This is a genomic window from Microvirga sp. ACRRW (assembly GCF_022346925.1).
Classification (GTDB): domain Bacteria; phylum Pseudomonadota; class Alphaproteobacteria; order Rhizobiales; family Beijerinckiaceae; genus Microvirga.
In genome coordinates this window covers 150711-175362 of record NZ_JAKRNJ010000002.1, presented here as the reverse complement: position 1 = coordinate 175362, position 24652 = coordinate 150711, and the positions used below count along the sequence as shown (strand labels likewise).

The window sequence follows — 24652 nt, the reverse complement described above, 5'->3', positions numbered from 1 at the left end:
AAGAAAAAGCCGCGGCAACATGGCTGCCGCGGCTTTCCATTATGGGAGTATGACTTTAGGTCAGATGGCGAAGAAGTCGTCGTGGGCGATCTTCTTGTTCCGGCCGATATTGGCGAACACCACCTGGCCGCCCTTGCCGCTGCCGTTGGCATCGTACCACAGGTCGCCCGTCGTCTTGTTGTAGCCGACGAAATCGGTCTTGTCCTTGGCCTTGGCGCCGAGCACGAACGAGCCCTTGGCCAGCTTGCCGGCCTTGAGTGCCGTGAACACCTGGTTCTCGAGATGGATCACGTCGTCCTTCGGATTCCAGTCCTTGATCACATCCTTGTTGGTCCGGGCGTTCGGCTTCGTGTTGAACGCGAACACGTCCTTGCCCGAGCCGCCATAGAGCACGTCGTTGCCGCCGCCGCCGTTGACGGTGTCGTTCCCCGCGCCGCCCTTGATCGTGTTCTTGGCATTGTTGCCGAGGATGCCGTTGGCCAGGCTGTTGCCGGTCAAGCTGAGTGCCCCCTTGCCGGTGCCGACCAGGTGCTCCAGGGTCGCGCCGAGCGTGTAGCTGATCGCGGAATAGACCAGATCCGTGCCGCCGTTCTTGGCCTCGACGATCACGTCGCCCTTGGTGTCGACATGGTAGATGTCATTCCCGGCCCCGCCGATCATCCGGTCCCGGCCCTTGCCCCCGTTGAGCTCATCGTTGCCCGATCCGCCATCGAGCGTGTCGTTGCCTGCGCCGCCGTAAATCACGTCGTTGCCGGCCGAGCCGGTGACGTTCTCCGGGTTCACGTCGTCGACGGCGACGGTGAAGGTCTTCTGGCTGCTCAGGCCGGCCTGGTCGGTGACGCGGATAGTGACAGCGTGCGTCTTGGCCTGCTCATGGTCGAGCAGCAGGCCGTTGGCGACCTTCAGCTGCGTGCCCTCGATCACGAAGCGCCCGTCCGTCGTGCCCCACGTCCCATCAGACCGCTGAATCTCGTAGGTCAGGGTATCAAGTGCCGCATCGGTGGCCGACAGGTCGCCGATCTTCGTGCCGGTGGCCGCGTTCTCGAGAACGGACATGCCAGCAAGAGCGGGATTGGTGGGAGCGTCGTTCGGCAGGACTTCGACATTCGCAGAGAATTCGACTTCCCTGTGTGCGACATCCGTCAAGGTGATCGAAACCTTGCGCGGGTCGCCACCGCCGTGCGCCGAGCCATTGGTGTATGTCAAAGCGCGAATGAGCTTTTGAACGCGCGCTGTCGTCGCATCCCCATTGAACTCGAAGCTCGCGAGGGGACTGCCTAATCCATACACTTCGCCGATCTTGATGCCATCGACGAGCACGAAACGCTGGTCCGGATACTCAGTCCCTGCGGCAAGGCTGATTCCGCTCGCGAGATCGATATTGATCTTATCATCCGCGGATAGGGTCGAACCGCCCCCGGCCCTGACACTCATATGGCGCAAAAGACCGCTGTCGACCGTCAGCACGGAGTCACGGCCGACGTCGAGGAAAGTGGCAACACCAACGACCGTGGTGACTTTCGCCTCTCCAAAAGCCGCGATTTCCGGCGCGTCGTGAATTGTCGTAATCGTATCACCAGTTGCGTCCTTCGCGATGACCGTCTCGAAGCCCTGGCGGTGCAATTGAAGCCGCTGCGCATCCGTCAGGGTGCCGCTTGTGAGTTCAATAGTATCGCTATCCGAATAGTAGCTCGTCACGAGCATTGCGGTATCGACATCGTCGACCTTCAGGACAGACCCACGAGCGTCCTGAATCTGGATCTCCTTGAAACCTGAAATATCCACATTGGTGAGATCGATGCCCGCGCCAGACAAGAACAGTCTATCGTTTGTTCCACCGCCGCCTGCGATTTTCCTGACGCCCGCAAGTTGGGACCCGTCGATATAGATCCTGTCGTTGGCGGCCGTGCCCTGAATGGTCTCCACGCTGACGAAGCGGACCATTTCATTGATGTAGAAATCGCCGCCGCCGACCAATTGCAGGGTATCGTCACCATCTCCGCCATCGATGACGTCGTCGGCAGAGAGCCGCCGCTCGTCGGTCTCGAACGCGTCAGCCGCATCCGTGCCGGTCACCTGATCGCTCACCCAGAGATAACCGTTGAAGAGCGTATCCTCGTCTTCCAACAAGATGGCAATGGCGCTTCCAAGAGTGAACCCGTCTTCTCCGAAGGCATCATTGTACATGAGAGCGCGGAGCAGCGTCTGGATGTGGCTGGCTTTTGCGAGCGTGTTGAATTCAAACTCGATATAACCGAAGTCTCGGTATGTGATGGATCCGATATTCGTATCGCCGGTGGCATCGCGGATGATGACGCTGCCGTCGCTTGCGACTTGAACTTCTCCCGTATCCGTCTTGATCGTCAGCATTTCGTTCGCTCGACCTGTGTCGAGAGAGACGATGAGACGTTTAAACGAGCGATCTCCATCCGGGATCGTTGCGCCTGGAGCGATGGCGACATCCTGATCAGGAACCCTGATAATGTTTTGCGTCAAACCACCGATGGTCCCTGCAGTCATTGTCGGCCTCCTGGCGGGCATTTTCTCGATGAAGCCGAAATCTGGAAATGCTTCATCTTACGTTGCGATTAATCTATATAACTTTATAATATTGCAAAAACAAAAGACTTTTCTCACCCGCAGAGAAAAGCCTTTCTTTTCAACAGAATCCCGGCAAATGCCTAGCCCATTGAGGCCCAGGCGGCCCCTGCTCTCAGGACACGCAGATTTGGGGAGCGGCCAGGAGTACCGCTCCATCTCATGTCAGCACCAAAAAAGCCTTGGAATCGCTGACCTTAAAATACGCATTCCGCAAAGGCGGGCAGGACCGAACCGCCCCAGCCGCCATGATAGCGCTCCAGCAGCCGCTCGGCTTGCGTACGGCCCGAGGAGACGATCTCCTCGGCGTAAACGAGATGCTTCGCCTCGTCCTGCCCTGCCCCATCATGATAAGCGCGGCGCTTGAGGCCTTCGCGCGACAAGGCTAGAGCATCGCGCGCGACATCCTGCGCGGAGCGTCCCGCAATCGTCGCCTTCAAGGCGAGTTTCGGCACATCGGCGCGCAATTGCTCGCGCTCAACGGCACTCCAGCCTTTCACCAGCTCCCATGCGCCATCCAGGGCCGTCTCGTCGTAAAGCAATCCGGTCCAGAACGCGGAAAGCGCCACGATGTGCTCAATGTTGCCTACATCCGCACCGCGCATTTCGAGATAGCGCTTCAGGCGCACTTCCGGAAACAGCGTGGAAACGTGGTTCGCCCAGTCGGAGCGCACGGCGCGCTCACCCGGCAATTGCGCGAGCTTGCCGGCGAGAAGATCGCGGAACGATGCGCCGGCGACATTATGATAAGTTTCGTCGCGCTTGACGAAATACATCGGCACGTCGAGCGCCCAATCCACGTAGCGCTCGTAACCGAACCCATCTTCGAAGGCGAAAGCCATCATGCCCGTGCGGTTCTTGTCCGTGTCCAGCCAGATGTTGGAGCGCATGGACAGGAAGCCGTTGGGCTTGCCGTCTGTGAAGGGCGAGTTGGCGAAGATCGCGGTGGCGATGGGCTGCAATGCCAGCGACACGCGAAGCTTCTTCACCATGTCGGCCTCGGACGCATAGTCCATGTTCACCTGCACGGTAGACGTGCGGTACATCATGTCGAGACCAAGCGTGCCGACCTTCGGCATGTAACTCGTCATGATGCCATAACGCTTCTTCGGCATCACAGGCGTCTGCCCGCGCGTCCATAACGGGCTCATGCCGAGCGTGAGGAAATCGATGCCGAGCTTCTCACTGACCGCCTTCACATCGACGATGTGCTGCGCCGTTTCTTGAGCCGTCTCATGAAGCGTCTTCAGCGGCGCGCCGGAGAGTTCGAACTGCCCGCCTGGCTCAAGAGAAATCGCACCGCCGCCCTTCTCGTCGAACAGGCCGATGGGATGGTCGTCCTCCATGATGGGAGACCATCCCGTGCGATCCTGAAGGCCTTCGAGCAGCGCGCGAATGCCTTTGCCCCCGTCATAGGGAACGGGAGTCGTATCGGCCTTGTAGAAAGGAACCTTCTCGTGCTCGGTGCCCAGCCGCCACGCCTCGCGCGGCTTCTCACCTTCAGCGATCCACGCAACAAGCTCGGAACGCGCGCCAATGGGGGTCGTATCGGATACGTCCCGCGCCATACATCACCTCATCCAATAAGCGCGTTCAAGGCGCGCCGACTCAGTTCGGGACTAGATAGGCGTGTTAAGGCCAAGCTGCAATGAGGGGCGGCCCCACAAAATGTGAGACCGCATATGGTGCCTCAGTGGCGGACGACCAGATCCCCGACCGTCTCGGCCGAAAGCCAGTCGACGACGCCGGCGAGGGCATCCCGGCTCGACAGACCGCGTCCGACGGCCTCCGTATAGAGGGTGAGCTGCCGGTCGGCGCTGGTGCCGCGGGCCACGATCCAGCGGGCAAGATCCACCTCGCGCTCGCAGCCGAGCGCCTTGGCATCGCCCTCGATCATGTCGAGAACCTCGTCGAGCAACTCCCGCACGGGCTTGGCGCTGCGGGTCTTCTCGTCCACGAAACTACCGTGGATGCCGTAGCGCATGGCGCGCCAGCAATTCTCATCATTGATGGCGCGGGACGCGCCGGTCTGTCCGGCATTGAGCTTGGTGTCCAGGCTCAGGCGGCGCACGAGGCAGCGATAGAGCGCCGCGATCGCGATGGTGTCGTCCACCCGCGTGCAGCTGTCGGCCACGCGCAGCTCAAGGGTCGGATGCTTGAGCGAGGGACGGATCACCCACCACACATAGCTCGAGTTCTCGATGGCGCGGGCCGCGACCAATGTGTCGATGTAGCGCTGGTAATCCTGAGGCCCCTCGAACAGATCCGGCAGGCCGGTGCGCGGGAGTTCGCGATAGGCAGCAAGCCGATAGCCGAGAAGTCCCGTGCGCTGCGCCTGCCAGAACGGCGACGACGTTGAAAGCGCAAGCAGCAGCGGGAGATAAGGCTGAATGCGGTTCATGATGTCCACGCGCGCGGCGAGATCCGGCACCTCCACATGCACGTGCATACCGCACAGGACCGTACGGCTGCCGAGCATCTGCAGGTCGTGCATTACCTTGCCGTAGCGCGGCTGCGCATTCGGGCGAACCCGCGACCAGACGGCGAGCGGATGCGTTCCGGAGGCCATGATGGACATGTTGTAGTCGCGGGCGATCATGCCCACCGATGAGCGTAAGCTGGTGAGCTGCGAACGGGCCTCGGTAAAATCGACCGACGGCTTGGTGGCGATCTCGATCTGCGGCTCCAGCATCTCGGGCTGGATGTCGTCCGAGAGCTGCTCGCGGCAGGAGGCGAAAAACTCCTTGATTCTTCCCCGCGCCACATCCCGCTTGGCCGCATCATTGACGAAGTATTCTTCCTCGATGCCGAACTTGAAATCCCAGCTCATTTCCCGGTTCCCTCTATTTGTTATTCAGGAATGACCCTTGCGCGCCTGAGGCAGGCCGGATGTCGCACCAAACTCCGCCGGAATGGGGCGCGAGTGGGGCGAATCGGCCTAAAACTGCTAAGCTTCTGGTGCTAGAGGCGTTTCAGCGCTGCGCATTGTCGGGCGTGCGCGTCAGTTCCAATCGCCGAGCATGGACTGAACGATTGCGAGGGCAGCCACTGCGGCTGTATCGGCTCGCAGGATGCGCGGTCCCAACGATACGCAAACACATCTTTCGTGGGCGGCGACAAGCGCTCTCTCCTGATCGGTGAAGCCCCCCTCGGGGCCCACGATAACGGCAACGCCTGATAGATTGTTCCCAAGCTTGGCAGGAGCTTGAGCAAGAGCTTCGACCGGGTTGGAAACGGACGCATCCTCATCGCAGAACACGAGAAGGCAGCCTTTATCCAACCCTTTGATAAAGCTCTCCAAATTCTCTTCTTCCCGCACTTCCGGAAGAGTGATGATCCCGCATTGCTCCGCTGCCTCAATGGCATTACTTCGCATGCGCTCCAGGTTCACCCGCGTGCTCTGGGTCCGGCGGGTGATGACCGGCTGAAGAACGCCTGCCCCCATCTCCACGGCCTTCTGGACCATGTAGTCCAGACGGGCATGCTTGAGGGGAGCGAAGGCATAGACGAGATCGGGCCGGACCGTCTGAGGGCGGGTCTGTTCCGCGCAGACGAGATCGGCGGACTTGCGCCCTTCCACGGAGACTTCCGCGCGCCACTCCCCATCCTGACCATTGAAGATCAGCACGCTCGCGCCATCCTTGAGGCGCAGGACGTTCAACAGATAATTGGCCTGGGCCCGATCGAGAGCGACCCTCGCATTCATTTGAAGCGGCGAATCGACGAACAGGCGGGGAGCGTTGAAATCGTAACCGGCCATAGGACGCTTTGGAGTTGAGCCTTGGGAGTTGAGCCCTGGACCTTTAGCAATTTACCCCTGCCCAGGGGAAGGGACCGATGTCTTCCGCTAACCTGCCGTTCAGGTGCGCCATGGCACAGCTTGGGCCCAAGCGACCAATCGCCCGACCAATCGCCCCTTGGCCTTGGGGGCTGTTACCTGTTAACAGAGCACAGGCCGGCGAGACGTCGCGGGCTTTTTGAAGGGTTCTTGCCATGACGCACATCCGTTTGACCTTGATGGCCACGCTTGCCGCCGTTGGCTTTCTCGCATCCGTTCCTGCCTCCGCGCAGTCGAGCGCCTGCCAGGAAGGGCAGAAGATCCTCATGGAGCGCCAGAGCATCGTCAAACAGATCAGCGTGCTCACCGGCGACGGCAAGAAGAAGCAGATCGATCCCCGTGCCGCCTGCACGGTGTTCGGCAAGCTTGTAACCAACGGCGATGCCGGCCTGAAATGGATGTCCGTCAACAAGGATTGGTGCCAGGTTCCGGATCAGATGATCGAGGGCTTCGAGCAGGACCACAAGCGCGCCCAGACCTTCAAAGGCCAAGCCTGCGGTGCTGTCGCGAAGATGGCCGAGGCCGAAAAGCGCGCCAAGCAGCAGGCTCAGCAGCAGGGCGGTCCCCGCATGGGCGGCGGCCTGACCGGCACCTTGAGCGTTCCGAAGGGCGCCCTCTAAGCAGGACTGATTCCAAGCCATGGAGCGCCCTGGGGCGTCGTCTCTTCCCGATGCCGTTAGCGGCCATTGGGCCGACCGGTGGGCTCCGGTCGGCCTTCGTCCCTATTTGCGCCTCGCGCGGATCGAGCGGCCCATCGGCTGGTGGCTGCTGCTCCTCCCCTGCTGGTGGTCGGCGGCTCTTGCCGCCCTCGTGATGGGGCAGCCCTGGCCCAACCCGATCCATTGCCTGCTCTTCCTCATCGGCGCGGTCGCCATGCGGGGTGCCGGCTGCACCTATAACGACATCGTCGACCGCGATCTCGACATCCGCGTCGAGCGCACCCGCCAGCGCCCCCTGCCCTCCGGCCAGGTGAGCCTGAAAGGTGCCCTCGCCTTTCTGGGGCTTCAGGCGCTCATCGGGTTTCTCGTTCTCCTGCAGTTCAACGGCTTCGCCATCCTCACAGGCTTCGGCTCGCTTGCGGTTGTCGCTCTCTATCCCTTCATGAAGCGCTTCTTCTGGATGCCGCAGATCGTGCTGGGGCTTGCCTTCTCATGGGGCGCGCTGATGGGCTGGGCGGCCGCCTTCGGTTCCTTAAGCCTCCCCCCGCTCCTGCTCTACTTCGCTAGCGTCGCCTGGGTGGTGGGTTACGACACCATCTATGCCCTGCAGGACATCGAAGACGACGAGATCGCCGGGATCAAGTCCTCCGCCCGTTTCTTCGGCGAGCGCGTGAAGATGGGCGTGGGCATCTGCTACAGCCTGACCCTCGCCCTCATGATTGCGGCCTTCATGCAGGCTGGCGTGGGCATCGTCTCCTTCATCGGCCTCTTCCTCTTCGCCCTGCATCTCGGCTGGCAAATCGCCCGCATCGACCGGGCCGACGGCGCGGGCGCCCTGCGGCTCTTCCGCTCGAACCGGGACGCGGGGCTGATCCTGTTCGCGGCCATGGTGATTGATGCCCTGCTGTGAGAGGCGCGACTTTTTCGTGAAGAAACAAGGTTTCTTTGCCTCTCTCCCTGGTATCCCGCACCCATCTCTCCCATCTTGAGACCGATGTTTTCTCCGTCCGCCGATTCCCTTTCATCCCTGGCCGCAGCCATGCGCGATGCGGCGCGCCGGGCTGGCGACTTGGCTCTTCCCTATTTCCGTGCCGGAGAGCAGACGGCCGCGCGGCTCTGGTACAAGGGACAGAGTTCCCCGGTCACCGAAGCGGACATCGCCCTCGATACCTTTCTCAAGGATCACCTGACCGGGCTTCTGCCCGAAGCGGGATGGCTGTCTGAGGAGACGGCGGACGATCCCTCCCGGCTCGAGCGCAGCTATGTCTGGGTGGTGGACCCCATCGACGGCACCCGGGCCTTCGCCTCGGGCCATCCGGACTGGGCAATCTCCATCGCTCTCGTGAAGGCCGGTTCCCCGGTGCTGGGAACTCTCCTCGCCCCCATTCACGACCGTCTCTACGAGGCCGTTCTCGGCAGCGGGTCCTGGTGCAACGGAGAAAGGCTCCAGCTTTCGGACAAAGAGGCTTCGGCTACGCCTCGCGTCGCCGGCCCCAAGCCCCTGATCGACCGTTTCGAGCGTAAAGCCGGGCGGGTCGAGCATCTGCCCAAGGTGCCTTCCCTGGCTCTCAGGCTCGCCCGGGTAGCGGAGGGCTCCATCGATGTCGGGCTTGTTTCCCACAATTCACAGGACTGGGACATCGCCGCCGCCGATCTCATCCTGCGGGAAGCAGGCGGCCTTTTGACGGATTTGTCAGGCGCACCACCGACTTACAACAAGCCCCAGCCCAGCCACGGCGAGATGATTGCCGTTGCGTCACAGTTGCATCCTCGTGCTATTGGAGCCATGAGGACCTGAACAAGGTTTGCATCGCAACGACTATCCCTTTCACACCTCGGCAGAAGAGTTTCGAATTCATGACCGACACGCCTGGCAAGCAGCTCCTTCACCTGGTTTTCGGCGGCGAGCTTGAGAACCTTGAATCCGTTGACTTCAAAGACCTTTCCAAGCTCGATATCGTCGGGATTTTCCCGAACTACGCATCGGCCCATGCCGCCTGGAAGGCCAAGGCTCAGGCCACGGTGGACAATGCGCAGATGCGCTACTTCATCGTGCATCTGCACCGCCTCCTGGAGCCGCAGGCTTAAAGCCTGAAAGGCCACGATGGGTCTGTTCAAACGCATCACGCGCTCGCGACCGGTTCAGGAGACCTTGGGCCTCCTGGTCGCGAGCTATCTCAAGTTCGTGCAGCGCACGAACCGGTTCGTCATGGAACCGGCGGATGCCTATGACCGGATCGAAATGCCCGTGATCGCCGCCATGTGGCACGGGCAGCATTTCATGATCCATTTCGCCAAGCGGCCCCAAGACAGGGCCGCGAGCCTCGTCTCCCGATCCGGCGACGGCGAGTTCAATGCCATTGCGCTGCGCCATCTCGGCATCCGCGCCATTCGCGGTTCGGGCGCGCGCGGTCGCGACATCCGCAAGAAAGGCGGCGTCCAGGCCATGCGCGGCATGCTCAAGGCGCTGGCAGACGGCGAGATGGTGGTCATGACAGCAGACATTCCCAAGATTTCGCGGGTCTGCGGTCAAGGCATCGTGACGCTTTCGCAGATGTCCGGCCGCCCCATCGTGCCGGTTGCCGTGGTGACGAGCCGCCGCATCGATTTCAACAGCTGGGACAAGGCCAGCATCGGCCTGCCCTTCGGGCGCGGCGCGATCGTGCTCGGCGAGCCGGTCCATGTGCCGCGCGATGCGGGTCCTGAAGCGATCGAGACCCTCCGTCTCCAAGTGGAGCGAGAACTCGATACCATTCATGAGCGGGCCTATGCACTCGTGGGCTCCCGGGACCCCGGCGCGAAGCCGGCGACGGCCCTTGCGGGAGGCTCGCGCGCATGAGCATACCGATGCTGTTCAAGGCTTACCGCACCACAACGGCCCTGCTCGAACCGGCTGTGCTCGGACTTCTGTTGTGGCGTCAGCGGAAGGGCCGCGAGGATCGCTCGCGCCTGGGCGAGCGCCAGGGCTACCCCAGCCGTCAAAGACCGAAGGGCCACCTGATCTGGGTGCATGGCGCCAGCATCGGCGAAACCCTGTCCCTGCTTCCCGTCATCGAGCGCCTGACCCAGCGTGGCCTCGCCGTGCTCGTGACCTCCGGCACCCGCACCTCGGCCTCGCTCATCGCGCGCCGTCTCCCCCCAGGCGCTGTGCATCAGTTCGTGCCCCTCGACGTGCCGCGCTATGTGCGCCGCTTCCTCGATCACTGGCAGCCGGACCTCGCCCTCATCGCGGAATCCGAGATCTGGCCCAACACGGTCATGGCTCTCGATGAGCGGCACATTCCGCTCGTGATGGTCAATGGACGCATGTCCGACCGTTCGTTCCAGCGCTGGCAGAAGTTTCCGCGCATCATCAAGAGCCTCCTCGAACGCTTTGCCCTGTGCCTTGCCCAGACCCAGGACGATGCTGAGCGTCTCGCCCGCCTCGGCGCGCCGCGCGTCGTGGTGACGGGCAACCTGAAATTCGATGCCGCTCCACCTCCTGCCGATCCGCGCGTGGTGGCGCATCTTTCCGGCCTCATCGCGGGCCGCCCCGTATGGCTTGCCGCCAGCACTCACGCGGGTGAGGAAGGCGTAATCGCCGCGGTGCATCGCGCGCTCGCGAAGCGGCACCCGCATCTGCTCACCATCATCGCGCCGCGGCACCCGCATCGCGGGCCAGAAGTTGCCGCGATTGCCGCACAAGCAGGACTGCGCGCCAGCCGCCGCTCGGAAGGCATTCACCCCGACCGCGCCACCGATGTTTATGTGGCGGATACGGTGGGCGAAATGGGCCTTTTCTATCGCCTCTCCTCCATCGTCGTCATGGGCGGATCGCTGGTGGCTCACGGCGGCCAGAATCCCATCGAGCCGGCGAAGCTCGGCGCCGCCATCCTGCATGGGCCGCACGTCCACAATTTCGAGGACGTCTATGCCGCCATCGATCTCGCGCGCGGCGCGCTGATGGTGAAGGACTCGACGGCGCTTGCCCGTGCCGTCAGCGAGCTTCTCACAAATACCGCTTTGACGCGCGACATGTCCCGCGCGGCGGGCGAAGCCGTGCAGGCGCTGGGCGGCGCGGTGGAACGCACCATGCAATCGATCGAACCCTTCATCGTGCAGGCCAAGCTCGGAGCACGACGCTGATGCGCGCGCCGGGCTTCTGGTGGCAAGACCGCTCCTCCTTCCTTGCGAAGATCTTACGTCCGATAAGCTCGATCTACGGCGCCATTTCCGGTCGCCGGATGCGCCAGTCCGGAGAGCGCGCATCCCTGCCCGTCATCTGCATCGGCAATTTCACGGCCGGAGGCGCGGGCAAGACGCCCACGGCGCTCGCCATCGCAGAGATCCTGGACGAGGCTGGGGAAAGCCCGGCCTTCCTGTCGCGGGGCTATGGCGGCACACTTCGTGGACCTGTGCAGGTGCAACCACAGCACAAGTCGCTTGAAGTCGGCGACGAGCCCATATTGCTGGCCGCCATGGCTCCCGCCATCATCTCCGCCGATCGTGCTGCCGGCGCGAGACTGGCCCACGAGATCGGCTCCACTGTGCTGATCATGGATGATGGTTTGCAGAATCCATCTCTCAGGAAGGACTGCGCAATTGCCGTCATCGATGGTGCGATCGGCATCGGCAACGGTTTGACACTCCCTGCGGGACCGCTACGTGCGCCCATGGAAGCGCAATGGCCTGCCGTTGATGCGGTACTGATCGTCGGCAAAGGCGCGCCCGGAGAAACCGTTGCGCATCAGGCTGAGCGTTTGGGCAAGCGCGTTTTCAGGGGCGGACTTTCGCCCGATCGAATGCTTTCCGAAAAACTGCAGGGGCAAAAGGTTCTGGCTTTTGCGGGCATCGGACGACCGGAGAAATTCTTCGACACCTTGCGCGCCTGCGGCGCCATTGTCGAAGAGACACGCACCTTTCCCGATCATCACCCTTACAACCGGAGCGACCTCGACAGCCTTCGCAAAGTGGCAGAGGCACGCGGTCTTCAGGCCGTGACGACGGAAAAGGACTTCGTGCGCATCGCCAGCATGAACGGCTCGGAGATCTGGAGGAACCTCATGGTTCTGCCCGTCCGCCTGGAGCTGGACGACGAGATGGGATTGCGCAACTTCATCCTGCGCAAGATCAGCGACAGGCGCCTGCGGCGTCCTTAGTGATTGCCGGAGGACTTCGCGCCGTTGACGCGCGTCATCACCGCCTCGGGAGAAACGTAGGCCTCCTGCAGCTCCACGCTCCAATACTTCAGCTCGTCGAGAGGGATTTCCGCACCCGTGACGGCGCAGCGCACGAAAGCGCCGGGTTTGACGACGCGGAGATTGCTGTCGAGATATTGCACGACGGCCTCGCCGCCGCTGCGATCAAACTTGTTCATCATGCAGGCCAACAGAAAACTGAATGCACCTTATAAGGGCTTGGGCGACGGCTTTTTCAATAAGGGCTCAAAATAATGCGCCCTGCTCTTCCTTCACGACAAGCTTGGGCTTGACGGGCTTCGGCCGCGAGCCGATGCGGCCGCCGGTGGCATCGACCTTGCCGTCCGCGAATTCGAGCACGAGGGGCTGCCCGTCGAGCACCGCATCGGCCGAGCGCAGAGGCTGGCCATCCGCATCGCGCACGAGCGCGAAGCCGCGCTTGAGCACGGACTTGTAGTTCAGGCTGTCGAAGAGCTTCGACACCGCCTCCAGGCGATCGGCCTTGCGCGCGAGCTGGCCCTTCAAGGCCGGAGCCAGACGCTCAGACACGCGCTGCGTGAGTTCGGTCGATTGGGCAAGGCGCGTACGCTCAGCGCGCAGCAGCGTCTCGCGTGAGACGACGAGACGGCGGTCGAGCTGTTTCAGCGTCTCCTCGCGCAATGTCACCAGGCGGCACACAGCGTTGTAGGGACGTGAGCCCACCGCATCGAGCTTAGCACGCATGCGCGCCACGTTCGCCACCGGCGACACATGCGCAAGCTGGCGCGCCACTTTAAGCAGCCGCTCCTCATGGCCGCGTGCATTGCGCGCAAGCGCCGGATAGAGCTTCGCCGCAGCGAGGTCGAGCCGCTGACGCTTGGGCGAGAACAGCGCTTCCGGCGTCGGCAAGGCACGCGCCGTGGCACGTAGGTCCGAGCGGCGGCGCTCGATGAGGCGCAGCATCGTCTCCGTGTGACGGCGGGAGAGATCGTTGACGCCGGCCATCAACTCGACGCGCACCGGCACCACCATCTCGGCAGCGCCCGTCGGCGTCGGAGCGCGCATGTCGGCGGCGTAGTCTATGAGCGTGGTATCGGTTTCGTGCCCCACCGCCGAAACGAGCGGAATATCGCTCTCGGCGGCGGCCCGCACCACGATCTCTTCATTGAAGCCCCAGAGGTCCTCGATGGAACCGCCGCCGCGGGCGACGATGAGCACATCGGGACGCGGAACCCTACCGCCGGGCTGAAGGGCGTTGAAGCCGCGAATGGCGGCGGCGACTTCCGCCGCGCTGGTCTCGCCCTGCACGCGCACGGGCCACACCAGCACGTGACGCGGGAAACGATCCTCCAGCCGATGGAGAATGTCGCGGATCACCGCGCCCGTGGGCGACGTGACGACGCCGACCACCTGCGGCAGGAACGGCAGGCGGCGCTTGCGCTCGGCGGCGAACAGCCCCTCGGCGGTGAGCTTGCGGCGGCGCTCCTCGAGCAGCGCCATGAGCGCACCGATGCCGGCAGGCTCCAGGCTGTCGACGACGATCTGGTACTTGGACGAGCCAGGGAAGGTGGTGATGCGCCCGGTGGCGATGACCTCCATCCCCTCCTCGGGTCGGATCTTGAGCTTGGCGAAAGCGCCTTTCCAGATCACCGCATCGATGCGGGCGTTCTGGTCCTTGATGCAAAAATAGGCATGGCCCGAGGAATGAGGTCCGCGATAGCCCGACACTTCGCCTCTCAGGCGCACGAAACCGAAGGCATCCTCAAGGGTGCGCTTGAGAGCGCCCGCGAGATCCGAGACGGACCATTCCTGAGCGTTGGAGGGTGCTTTTTCTGCAGCGAACATGAGGAGAACCTAATCGCTGCGCCCCTCCTCTGCCAAGGCCAAGAACCTCAGTTGACGCCGCCAATCCTCATGGAAAATTCCGCTATCCACTGCCTGAACGACGCAGGCGGTTTTCGGCCAAGGCTCAAGGCGACAGAAAAACCCAACTCTTCATTTTGCATTCCCCTACGGCATATGGTCGCTCGTAAAGTAATTAGTTACGTTACAGCTTTTAGATACGTTGTATCTTTTCTTGCAGTGCGGTAATGGCATGACAACAAGCCTATGTCTTGGGGAGTTCTGTCATGCCGACGCCCATCACCTCGATCGGCCCCGAGACACGGGTCAACGTCACCACGGCCTCGGACCAGAGGGCCCCAAGCGTAACCGGCCTCGCCGATGGCGGCTGGATTGTGACTTGGCAGTCCGATAACCAGGACGGCAGCGGGTTCGGCATCTACCAGCAGCGCTATGACAAGACAGGCGCGCCCGTCTCCGCCAGCGACATCCGCGTCAACCTCACAACCAACAACCACCAAGCCGATCCGAGCGTCACGGCCCTCCCCGATGGCGGCTGGATCGTCACCTGGGTTTCCCAAGGCCAGGATGTGAGCTGGAACGGCGGCATCTATCAGCAGCGCTACGACAAGAACGGCGTGGCCCTGTTCGCGACGGACAAGCTCGTCAACGGCTCCGTCACGTTCGATCAGTCCCAACCGAGCGTCACGACCCTGTCCGACGGCGGCTGGGTTGTCACCTGGGTGTCAGAAGGACAGGATGGCTCTGGCCCGGGTGTCTTTCAGCAGCGCTACAACGCCTCGGGAACGGCAATCGGCACGGAAGCCAAGGTCAATGCGCTGACCGATGGGAATCAGAACCGTCCTGTCGTCACGGCCCTGAAGGATGGCGGCTGGATCGTCACCTGGGAATCCCATACCACCTCAGGGGCTCATGCGATCTATCAGCAGCGTTACAGCGCGAGCGGTGTCGCCTCCGCAGCCACAGATCTCCCTGTCGAGACGACGGCCTCCGATTACAAAGTCTATCCCAGCATCACGGCACTCGCCGATGGCGGCTGGATAGTCACCTGGACCACCTACAGTACCGGCGGCGATATCGTTCAGCAGCATTTCAACAAGGACGGCGTAGCGCTCTTCTCTGCGCCGCAACGCATCAATGCGACGCTCAGCGGCCTTCAGGAGCCCGCCATCGTCACTGCCCTGAAGGACGGAGGCTGGGTGGTCGTATGGCAATCCGCAGGCCAGGACGGCTCGGGCAACGGCATCTATCTGCAGGCCTTCGACAAGGACGGCAATGCGGCAGGCCCCGCCGACATGCTCGTCAACACCACTACCGCCGGCAATCAGGAGATGCCGAGCGTCACGGCGCTGAGCGACGGCTGGATCGTCACATGGCAATCCGCAGGCCAGGACGGCGACGGCTACGGCATCTATCAGAAGCGCTACTTCACCAACTCGCCTCCCACCGACGTCACTCTCTCGCGCACGATCGTGAACGAGGACGTCACAGGCGTGGTCGCCACGCTGGATGGCGTCGATCCCAACGCGGGAGATACGTTCACCTTCGCGCTGACGGAGGATACAAGCGGCAAATTCGTCGTTGTCGGCAATGAACTTCGCCTGAAGGACGGCGAAAGTCTCGATTACGAGACCGCTACGTCGCACACGATCAAGATCACCGTGACGGATCAGACGGGCCTCTCCTACACGAAGTCCATCACGATCACCGTGAAGGATGTAGCCGAGAACCGCGCGCCCACCGGCGTCACGCTCTCGCGCACATCCGTGGACGAAGACGAGACCGGCCTCATCGCCACGCTCGACGGTGTCGATGCGGATTCCGGAGACAGCTTCACTTTCACGCTCGCGGAAGACGCAAGCGGCAAGTTCGTTATCGTCGGCAATGAGCTCCGCCTGAAGGACGGCGAAAGCCTCGATTACGAGACTGCCAAGACGCATACGATCAAGATCACCGTGAAGGACAAGGCCGGCGATTCCATCACGAAGACGGTTCTGATCACCGTCAACGACATTGCCGACACCAACGATGCACCGACGGACATCCGCCTGAACGGCGGCCTCGGCACGGCCATCGCGGAAGATGCGACCATCGACACCTTCATCGGCGTCCTGAGCGCGACGGACAAGAACGGCGATCCGGTCACATTCCATTTCTCTCCCAGTGGCGATGCGGGCGGACTCTTCGTCATCGATCCCCTGACCAACCAGATCAAGCTCGCGCCCGACACCGTGCTCGATTACGAGGCGCTGGCCTCGGGCAAGAAATACTACACGCTGACGGTCTATGCCGATGACGGCAGAGGCGGCGTCAGCGCTCCGCAGACGATCACCATCGGCATCACCGACGTGAACGAGCGGCCCGATACGGTCATCACGGGCACTGGCCCTGCGGGTGCACTCGTCGTTGAGGAAGGCGCTGTGACCGGGACGCTCGTCGCGTCACTGGCCGGCTTCGACCCGGAAGGCGATGCGATCAGTTACGCGCTTGTCGACAATGCGGGCGGGCGCTTCAAGATCGTCGGCAACGAGATCCGCGTAGCGAACGGCACGCTCCTCGATTTCGAGGACCCCGATGGGGCCGTTCACACTCTGACCCTGCTCGTGATCGACGCCAGAGGCATGACCCAGGTCAAGACCATCACCGTGGGCGTCCTGGGCAAGAACGACGCGCCGACGGATATCATTCTCTCCAAGACAGTCATTGCAGAGAACACGACTGACGGTACCGAAGTCGGCATCTTGAGCACCGTCGATCAGGATGCGGGCGACACGCATACCTATACCCTCGTCGACGATGCCGGCGGCCTTTTCATGCTCGATGCCACCGGCACGAAAATCCTGGTTGCAGACGGCTCCAAGCTCGATTTCGAAGCCGCCTCCTCGCATACCATCCGCGTGCTTGCCACCGACGAGGACGGCCTGACCTACGAGAAGAGCATCGTCATCACCCTGACCGATGTTCCCGAGGAACCCGTCAATCACGCGCCTGTCGACATCACCCTTTCCGGTGGAGCTAAGGGCAACGCTTCGGTGGATGAAAACGCTGGCGAAGAAACCGTGGTCGGCACCCTCGGCGCCATCGATTTCGACAGCGGCGACAGCTTCACTTACACGCTCCTCGACGACGCAGGCGGACGCTTCAAGCTCGACGCCACCAAGACCAAAATCGTTGTCGCCGACGGCAAGCTCATCGATTACGAAGCGGCAACATCCTACACCATCAAGGTCGATGTTGCCGACGGCAGGGGCGGAACCTACACGAAATCCATTGTTATCGCCGTCAACAACATCAATGAAGCGCCGACCGATATCGTCGCCATCGGCGGCCCGGTGGACGAAAACACTTCCAACAATGTCTTCGTCTGCTCGCTGGGAGTCATCGACCAGGATTCTTCCGGCACCTACCTCTACGAGCTTGTCGACAATGCCGGCGGGCGTTTCAAGATCGGTCCGGATGGCAAGTCGATTCTGGTCGCCAACGGCGCGCTTCTCGACCACGAGACGGCCCCCTTCCACGACATCACGGTGCGTGTCACGGACGGCAGCCACTCCATCGAGCGTGTGATCCGCATTACCCTCAACGATATTGCCGAGGCTCCGCCGAATGCGGCTCCGACGGATATCGCGCTCTCGTCGAGATCCGTTCTCGAGAATGCCGGCAACGGCACGATCATCGGAGATTTGAGCGCGACCGACCCGAATGCCGGGGACACGTTCACCTATACCCTGGTCAATGATGCAGATGGGCGCTTTGAGATCTTCGGCGGCAAAATCCGCGTCAAGGACGGCTCCCGCCTCGATTTCGAGAATGCGACATCGCATGTCATCAAGGTCCGCGTCACGGACAAGGGCGGCCTCTCCTTCGAGAAGGAGTTCGTGATCGAACTCACGGACGTGGATGAGTCCACGAGCGGGCCGGCCAATCGCGCGCCTGTCGACATTACCCTCTCCGGCGGAGCCAAAGGCAACGCTTCGGTAGACGAGAACGCCGGCGAAGAAACCGTGGTCGGTAGCCTCGGCGCCGTCGATCCCGATACCGGAGACAGCTTCACCTATACGCTCCTCGACGATGCGGGCGGACGCTTCAAGCTGGATGCGACCCAGACAAAGATCGTGGTCGCGGACGGCAGCCTCATCGACTATGAGGCGGCGGCCTCTTATACGATCAGGGTCGAGGTTTCCGACGGCAAGGGTGGAACCTACGCCAAGTCCATCACGGTTGCGGTCAACAACATCAACGAAGAGCCGACCGGCATCGTACTTTCCGGTGGCCCCATCGATGAAGGAGCAGCCAACAACATCTTCGTCGGCTCTCTGAGCGTCATCGACAGGGATACGAGCGGCACCTATCTCTATGAGCTAGTGGACAATGCCGGGGGGCGCTTCAAGCTCGGAGCGGACGGAAAATCGATCCTGGTGGCGAATGGAGCGCTTCTCGACTATGAGACCGCCTCCTTCCACGACATCACCGTGCGGGTTACGGACGGCAGCCATTCTATCGAGCGTGTAATCAGGATCACTCTCAACGATCTTCCCGAAGCTGCTCCCAATCGTGCTCCGGCCGACATCAGGATTTCCGCGCGCTCCGTCCTGGAGAATGCCGGCAATGGTACCGTGATCGGCCTGTTCGATGCCGATGATGCGGACATTGGAGATGTCCTGACCTATTCCCTCGTCGACGATGCAGGCGGGCGCTTCGAGATCTTCAATGGCAAGCTGCGCGTAAAAGACGGAAGCCGCCTGGATTATGAGGCGGCCAGCTCACACACCATCACGGTGCGCGTCACCGACAAAGGTGGGCTTTCCTTCGAGAAAGAATTCATCATCGATCTCGTCGACGTCGATGATGGCCCCATGGGCGTCCCCGCCAATCGCGCGCCCGTCGACATCACGCTCACAGGCGGCATGAAGGGCAACGGGTCGGTCGATGAGAATGCCGATGCCAATATCGAGGTGGGCAGCCTTGGTGCCATCGACCCGGATATCGGTGACAGCTTCGCGTATGAACTCCTCGACGATGCGGATGGGCGCTTCAAGCTCGATGCCACCAAGACCAGGCTTCTGGTCGCAGACGGCAGCCGGATCGATTACGAATCCGCCACGTCCTACACGATCAAGGTACAGGTCTCGGACGGCAAGGGCGGAACCTTCGTGAAGGTCATCGCCATTGCCGTCAACAATGTGAACGAGGAACCTCTCGACATCATCCTCTCGAGCGGTTCGGTGGACGAAAATGCCAGCAACAACACGTTCGTCGGCTCGTTGAGTGTTCTCGACCGCGATGCCACCGACACTTACACCTATGAGCTTATCGATTCCGCAGGCGGGCGGTTTAAAATCGGAGCGGACGGCAAGTCCATCCTGGTCGCGAATGGCGCTCTCCTCGATTATGAGACGGCGCCTTTCCACGACATCACGGTGCGCGTGAAGGATGGTGGTCATTCCATCGAGAGAGTGATCCGCATCTCTCTCAACGATGTCGCCGAGGCACCGGCCAACGTCTCCCCGAGAGACATCACCCTCTCGACCCTCTCCGTCAATGAGAACGCCAAGAACGGCACGCTCATCGGCTTGCTTGGGGCTGTGGACGATAATATCGGCGACACCTTCACATATACGCTGGAAGACGATGCTGACGGGCGTTTCGAGATCTTCAACGGCAGGCTGCGCGTGAAGGATGGCTCTCGCCTCGATTACGAGGCGGCCTCTTCCCACACCATCAAGGTGCGTGTCACGGACAAGGGTGGCCTTTCCTTCGAGAAGGAGTTCGTGATCCGGCTGAACGACGTGGATGAGACACCGGTCAACCACGCTCCCACGATCCCAACTGTTCCCGGAGACAAGAAGGTCACCAATGCGACGGATAACGGAACGGCGGTAAACCCCTTCAAGGGCGTAACCTTCGCTGACGCGGAGAATGACACACTGACTGCCACCATCAGCTTCAATGCAGCGGATGGTGATCTGGTCGTTCCGGCGGATCTCGTCTCTGGTGGTGGAAGCGCAAGCATATCGGGCGGCATTAAGACCTATACCTTCACCGCCAAGGCCGATGCCCTCGCGCTCGTCATGCGCATGGTCCAGTTCAACCCGACGGACCGGCCGGATGCAAAAGCCGGCACCCTTGTGACGACGACGTTCACGATTAAGGTGAGCGACGCGGCTCATGCGGCAATGCCTTTCGTCAATGAGGATGTGTCGGTGCGCACGATTGTCGCGAACCGTGCGCCGAGGGACATTGGGCTTGACGGCGACAACGCTGTGCGGGAAGCAACCGCCGGCGATGTGGTGGGCACTCTGTCAGCTTCCGGTCAGCCGGGATCGGCCTTCAATTTCACGCTCACCGACTCCGCCGGTGGGCGCTTCCGCCTGGATGGAAACACGATCGTCGCCAACAATTCCCTGCTTATCGATTATGAGCAGGCCACTTCCCACACCATCAAGGTGCTTGTCAGCGACGGCATGTTCACCTTCGAGAAATCCTTCGTCGTCGGCGTCACCGACTGGATGGGTGAGAACGTCACCGGCTCGGCGGGCAAAGACACGATCAAGGGCGGCATCGGAAACGACGTCATCTCGGGCGGTTCCGGCGACGACTTCCTCTATGGCGGCGTCGGAAACGACACCCTGCGCGGCAATGCCGGCAAGGATGCGTTCGTGTTCGACAGCAAGCTCGACAAGAGCAGGAACGTCGACAAGATCGTGGACTTCAACGTGAAGGACGACACGATCCGGCTGGAGAATGCGATCTTCAAAAAGCTCACCAAGACCGGCACGCTGAACAAGTCATTCTTCACCATAGGGCCGAAGGCGAAGGATGCGAACGACTACATCATCTACGACAACAAGAAGGGCATCCTCTATTACGATGCCGACGGCTCGGGCAAAGGCGCGGCGGTCAAATTCGCGACCATCACCAAGAACCTCAAGATGACCGCCGCTGACTTCTTGGTCATCTGACCCCTCCACAGGCCGGACCGGTTCTCCGGAACTGTCTGGCCTGACGCATTTTCGGGGTAGGCGAAAGGCGCCCGAGCAGCTAAGAGCCGGATCGTCTTCACGGAGGGCTTGAAGCCATGAATATCCTTCTCATCGGTTCGGGCGGCCGCGAGCATGCCCTGGCGCGCTCCCTGTCGGCCAGCGCCCTCTGCCAGCGCCTTTTCATCGCCCCAGGCAATCCCGGCACGGCGCAGCACGGCACCAACGTAGTCCTGGACGTGACCAACCATCAGGCGGTGATCGATTTCTGTCGGACGATGGCCATCGGTTTCGTCGTAGTGGGTCCCGAAGCGCCCCTCGTTGCCGGGCTCGTGGACGACCTGACGGCTGCGGGGATCAAGACTTTCGGCCCCAGCAAGGCCGCCGCCCAGCTCGAAGGCTCGAAAGCCTTCACCAAGGATCTGTGCGCCGAGTTCAACATCCCCACCGCCGCCTATCGGCGTTTCACGGACGCGGAAACCGCCAAGACCTATGTTCGCAATTACGGCGTTCCCATCGTCGTGAAGGCGGACGGCCTTGCCGCCGGCAAGGGCGTCGTGGTCGCCACCTCCTTCGAAGAAGCGGAAGCCGCCATTGACATGATGATCGGCGGCGGATTGGGCGCTGCCGGAGCCGAAGTCGTGATCGAGGCCTTCCTCGAAGGCGAGGAAGCGAGCTTCTTCGCGTTGTGCGACGGCGCCAACGCCATTCCGTTCGGCACGGCGCAGGACCACAAGCGTGTGTTCGACGGCGACGAGGGTCCGAACACGGGCGGCATGGGCGCCTATTCTCCTGCAGCCGTCCTCACCCCTCAGTTGCAGGCGCGCGTCATGCTCGAGATCATCGAGCCGACATTGAAAGGCATGGCCGCGCGCGGCATGCCCTACAAGGGCATTCTCTATGCCGGTCTCATGCTGACGAAGGATGGGCCGCAGTTGATCGAATACAATGCCCGCCTTGGCGACCCTGAAACACAGGTGCTGTTGCCGCGGCTGAACTCCGATCTCGTCGAGGCTCTGCTCGCAGCCGTTGACGGCAAACTGAATAGCGTTTCGCTCAACTGGTCCGACAAGGCTGCTCTCACCATCGTCATTGCAGCGAAAGGTTATCCCGGAACGGTGGAGAAAGGCTCCGAGATCCGCGGCATCGACAAGGCCGAAACGCTCGATGACGTTATCGTCTTTCATGCAGGCACAAAGCTTGATGCTGACAAGATCGTCGCGAATGGCGGACGCGTGCTGAACGTCACTGCGCTCGGGTCATCGATCACAGATGCGCAAGCGAGAGCCTATGACGCCGTTTCCAGGATCGACTGGCCGGAAGGTTTCTGCCGCAGCGATATTGGCTGGCGCGCCGTGGAGCGTGAGCGGGGCTGACAAAAGCTTCGTCTCCCCTAAGTTCAGGAATGCTTCCTCTTCACAACCAGTGAGCGGCCATTTCATGAGCAGCGATCTCTTCCCCGGTTTCGAAAGTCACTGGATCGACACGGATATCGGACGCATCTTCGCGCGTTCGAAGGGGGACGGTCCGCCGCTGGTGCTGCTGCACGGATTTCCGCAGACGCATGCCATGTGGCATCACCTGGCGCCGACGCTCGCGGAGACGCACAAGGTCGTGTGCATGGATCTGCGCGGCTATGGCTGGTCCACCGCGCCGAAGGGCGACGCGAAGCACGAAACCTATTCGAAGCGCGCCATGGGCCAGGATGTGATCCGCGTCATGGAAGCTCTCGGTCACGTGCATTTCGCCGTGATCGGTCATGATCGCGGCGCGCGGGTGGGCTACCGTCTGGCGCTCGACCATCCTGGCCGCGTGGAGCGCCTTGCGCTGCTCGACATCCTGCCGACGTACCACGTGTGGGAGCAGATGCGCTCAGGCAAAATTCCCGAAGCGCATTGGGGCTATCTCTCGCAGGCCTATCCGCAACCGGAAGAGGAGATCACCCGCGATCCCATTCCCTATTTCGAGGGATTGATGAAGGCCTGGTCCGCCGCGGGCGATCTCGACGCGTTCGATCCGCGCGCGCTCGATGCCTATTGGCAGAGCTGCAACGAGCCCACTCGCATCCACGCCTTCTGCGAGGATTACAGGGCCGGAGCCACGCGCGACATCGAAGCGGACGAAGCCGACCTCGCGATGGCTAAGAAAATTCAGTGTCCGACCTATCTGATCTGGAGCGATTACGAACTCGTCAGCGGGCCTGTCGGAGACAGCCAGCAGCCTCTTGAGATCTGGCGCAAAAGTTTTGCCCCGCATGCCCACGGCCTCGGCGTGACCTCCGGTCACTTCGTAGCCGAGGAGAATCCAAGCGCGACGCTGGAGGCCTTGCAGGAATTTCTGAAGTCTTAAACGTCCTCCCGGGGCTGCGCAGCAGAACCCGGGATCGCACGACGAGAATGGCTCTCCATTCTGCACACGATCCCGGATCTGCGCTTCGCTTCGTCCGGGATGACTGTCTCCTCAGCGTCGCTCCTCGAAGAACTCCTTCAGCAGCGCCGCCGACTCGCTTTCGCGAATGCCGCCATACACCTCCGGCGCGTGGTGGCAGGTAGGCTGGCCGAAAAAGCGAACGCCATTGTCCACCGCGCCGCCCTTCGGATCGTGGGCGGCGTAATAGACCCGCCGGATGCGGGCGAAGGAGATCGCACCCGCGCACATGGTGCAGGGCTCAAGCGTCACATAGAGATCGCAGCCGGAGAGCCGCTCATCATCCACAGCCTCGCAGGCACGGCGGATGGCGAGCATTTCCGCATGGGCAGATGGGTCGCGCAGCTCCCGGGGTCGGTTGCCGGCCGAGGCGACGATGCGGCCGTCCTTGACGATGACGGCCCCAACCGGCACTTCCCCGCGCCCGGCGGCGGCGCGGGCCTCCTCGAAGGCCACGCTCATCGGGTCGGGCCCGGCTGGATCGGATGGCTTGCGATCGGCGTTTCTCATGTCACTCGCTTCTGTTCCCTTCCTCTGCTATCAGGCTCCTATGACCGACAGCAACGACGATAATCGCAAGGGCCGTTCCTCGGGACGCTCCGACCGTGGCCGCACCTCCGGTGACCGGCCCTTCCGCAAATCCCGCGAAGGCGGCGAGCGCCCCTTCCGTGCCCGGGGAGAGGACGACCGCCCGCGCAAGCCCCACGCCGCAGGCGACAAGCCCTTCCGCAGCCGCGACAACGACGAGCGCCCGCGCCGCCCGAGGCCTGAGGGCGATAAGCCGTTTCGTGCCCGCCGCGAAGATGGGGACCGCCCCTTCCGCAGCCGTTCCGAGGGTGGCGACAAACCGTTCCGTGCTCGCAGCGAGGGCGGTGACCGTCCTTTCCGCAGCCGCTCCGAAGGTGGCGACAAACCGTTCCGCGCCCGCCGTGAAGACGGAGATCGCCCCTTCCGTAGCCGTTCCGAGGGTGGCGACAAGCCATTCCGCCCGCGCCGGGACGAGGGCGACAGGCCTTTCCGTGGCCGTGGCGGCGACGACCGCCCGCGTCGTTTCGACCGCTCGTCAGAGGATCGTCCGCGCCGTCCGCGCGAGGAACGTCCCGAAGTCGCCGTCGAAGCCTCGGAGCCTTC

The 24652-nt window shown here is 62.2% G+C and carries 17 protein-coding genes; 10 read left to right on the top strand and 7 right to left on the bottom strand.

Features of this window, described 5'->3' with window-relative positions; genetic code table 11:
- Nucleotides 1–60 precede the first annotated feature (60 nt).
- The 4 genes from MHY87_RS05065 to MHY87_RS05050 form a co-directional block, all read right to left on the bottom strand.
- Nucleotides 61–2520, bottom strand: a complete 2460-nt coding sequence (locus tag MHY87_RS05065; protein WP_239350046.1) for a hypothetical protein — start codon at nt 2518–2520, stop codon at nt 61–63.
- Nucleotides 2521–2795: 275 nt separating this feature from the next.
- Nucleotides 2796–4166, bottom strand: a complete 1371-nt coding sequence (locus MHY87_RS05060; protein WP_239350044.1) for a glutamate--cysteine ligase — start codon at nt 4164–4166, stop codon at nt 2796–2798.
- Between the two features lie 122 nt (nt 4167–4288).
- Nucleotides 4289–5428, bottom strand: coding sequence for a carboxylate-amine ligase (locus MHY87_RS05055; protein ID WP_239350042.1), 1140 nt, complete (start codon nt 5426–5428; stop codon nt 4289–4291).
- A 171-nt stretch (nt 5429–5599) separates the two neighbouring features.
- Complete coding sequence (locus MHY87_RS05050; protein ID WP_239350040.1) at nt 5600–6358, bottom strand: 16S rRNA (uracil(1498)-N(3))-methyltransferase; 759 nt, start codon at nt 6356–6358, stop codon at nt 5600–5602.
- 233 nt (nt 6359–6591) lie between these two features.
- On the opposite strand from MHY87_RS05050, the gene MHY87_RS05045 reads away from it, so the two are divergent.
- From MHY87_RS05045 to lpxK, 7 genes are all read left to right on the top strand, one after another.
- Nucleotides 6592–7056 carry a hypothetical protein gene (locus MHY87_RS05045; protein WP_239350038.1) on the top strand — a complete coding sequence of 155 codons (465 nt, stop codon included), beginning with the start codon at nt 6592–6594 and terminating at the stop codon, nt 7054–7056.
- A 19-nt stretch (nt 7057–7075) separates the two neighbouring features.
- The gene (gene ubiA / locus MHY87_RS05040; protein WP_239350036.1) at nt 7076–8005 is read left to right on the top strand and encodes a 4-hydroxybenzoate octaprenyltransferase; all 930 of its coding nucleotides are present in this window, start codon (nt 7076–7078) and stop codon (nt 8003–8005) included.
- Nucleotides 8006–8089: 84 nt separating this feature from the next.
- Nucleotides 8090–8893 (top strand): 3'(2'),5'-bisphosphate nucleotidase CysQ, encoded by an 804-nt coding sequence (locus MHY87_RS05035; RefSeq protein ID WP_239350034.1) that lies wholly within the window; start codon nt 8090–8092, stop codon nt 8891–8893.
- 59 nt (nt 8894–8952) lie between these two features.
- Nucleotides 8953–9183 carry a DUF4170 domain-containing protein gene (locus tag MHY87_RS05030; protein WP_239350032.1) on the top strand — a complete coding sequence of 77 codons (231 nt, stop codon included), beginning with the start codon at nt 8953–8955 and terminating at the stop codon, nt 9181–9183.
- 16 nt (nt 9184–9199) lie between these two features.
- Nucleotides 9200–9934: a lysophospholipid acyltransferase family protein gene (locus tag MHY87_RS05025; RefSeq protein WP_239350030.1), complete on the top strand. Its 735-nt coding sequence runs from the start codon at nt 9200–9202 to the stop codon at nt 9932–9934.
- Nucleotides 9931–11220, top strand: coding sequence for a 3-deoxy-D-manno-octulosonic acid transferase (locus MHY87_RS05020; protein ID WP_239350028.1), 1290 nt, complete (start codon nt 9931–9933; stop codon nt 11218–11220). Before MHY87_RS05025 ends, MHY87_RS05020 begins: the two co-directional genes overlap by 4 nt.
- Nucleotides 11220–12233, top strand: a complete 1014-nt coding sequence (gene lpxK / locus MHY87_RS05015) for a tetraacyldisaccharide 4'-kinase (protein ID WP_239350026.1) — start codon at nt 11220–11222, stop codon at nt 12231–12233. The genes MHY87_RS05020 and lpxK overlap by 1 nt, the downstream gene beginning before the upstream one ends.
- Here the strand turns inward: lpxK and MHY87_RS05010 are convergent.
- Complete coding sequence (locus tag MHY87_RS05010; protein WP_239350024.1) at nt 12230–12454, bottom strand: DUF2093 domain-containing protein; 225 nt, start codon at nt 12452–12454, stop codon at nt 12230–12232. The two genes, lpxK and MHY87_RS05010, sit on opposite strands and share 4 nt — an antisense overlap.
- Nucleotides 12455–12518: 64 nt before the next feature.
- A complete protein-coding gene (xseA, locus tag MHY87_RS05005; protein ID WP_239350022.1) occupies nt 12519–14096 on the bottom strand; it encodes an exodeoxyribonuclease VII large subunit in 1578 nt (525 codons plus the stop codon).
- Nucleotides 14097–14380: 284 nt separating this feature from the next.
- Here xseA and MHY87_RS05000 point away from each other — a divergent pair, with 284 nt between their 5' ends.
- The 3 genes from MHY87_RS05000 to MHY87_RS04990 all read left to right on the top strand — a co-directional run bounded on the left by MHY87_RS05000 (nt 14381) and on the right by MHY87_RS04990 (nt 23443).
- On the top strand, nt 14381–21076 hold the full coding sequence (locus MHY87_RS05000) for a cadherin domain-containing protein (RefSeq protein WP_239350020.1): 6696 nt from the start codon (nt 14381–14383) through the stop codon (nt 21074–21076).
- A 116-nt stretch (nt 21077–21192) separates the two neighbouring features.
- The gene (purD, locus tag MHY87_RS04995) at nt 21193–22470 is read left to right on the top strand and encodes a phosphoribosylamine--glycine ligase (RefSeq protein WP_239350018.1); all 1278 of its coding nucleotides are present in this window, start codon (nt 21193–21195) and stop codon (nt 22468–22470) included.
- 64 nt (nt 22471–22534) lie between these two features.
- Nucleotides 22535–23443 carry an alpha/beta fold hydrolase gene (locus MHY87_RS04990; RefSeq protein WP_239350016.1) on the top strand — a complete coding sequence of 303 codons (909 nt, stop codon included), beginning with the start codon at nt 22535–22537 and terminating at the stop codon, nt 23441–23443.
- A gap of 111 nt (nt 23444–23554) precedes the next feature.
- On the opposite strand, the gene MHY87_RS04985 is transcribed toward MHY87_RS04990, so the two are convergent.
- A complete protein-coding gene (locus MHY87_RS04985; protein ID WP_239350014.1) occupies nt 23555–24031 on the bottom strand; it encodes a nucleoside deaminase in 477 nt (158 codons plus the stop codon).
- Nucleotides 24032–24652 lie beyond the last annotated feature (621 nt).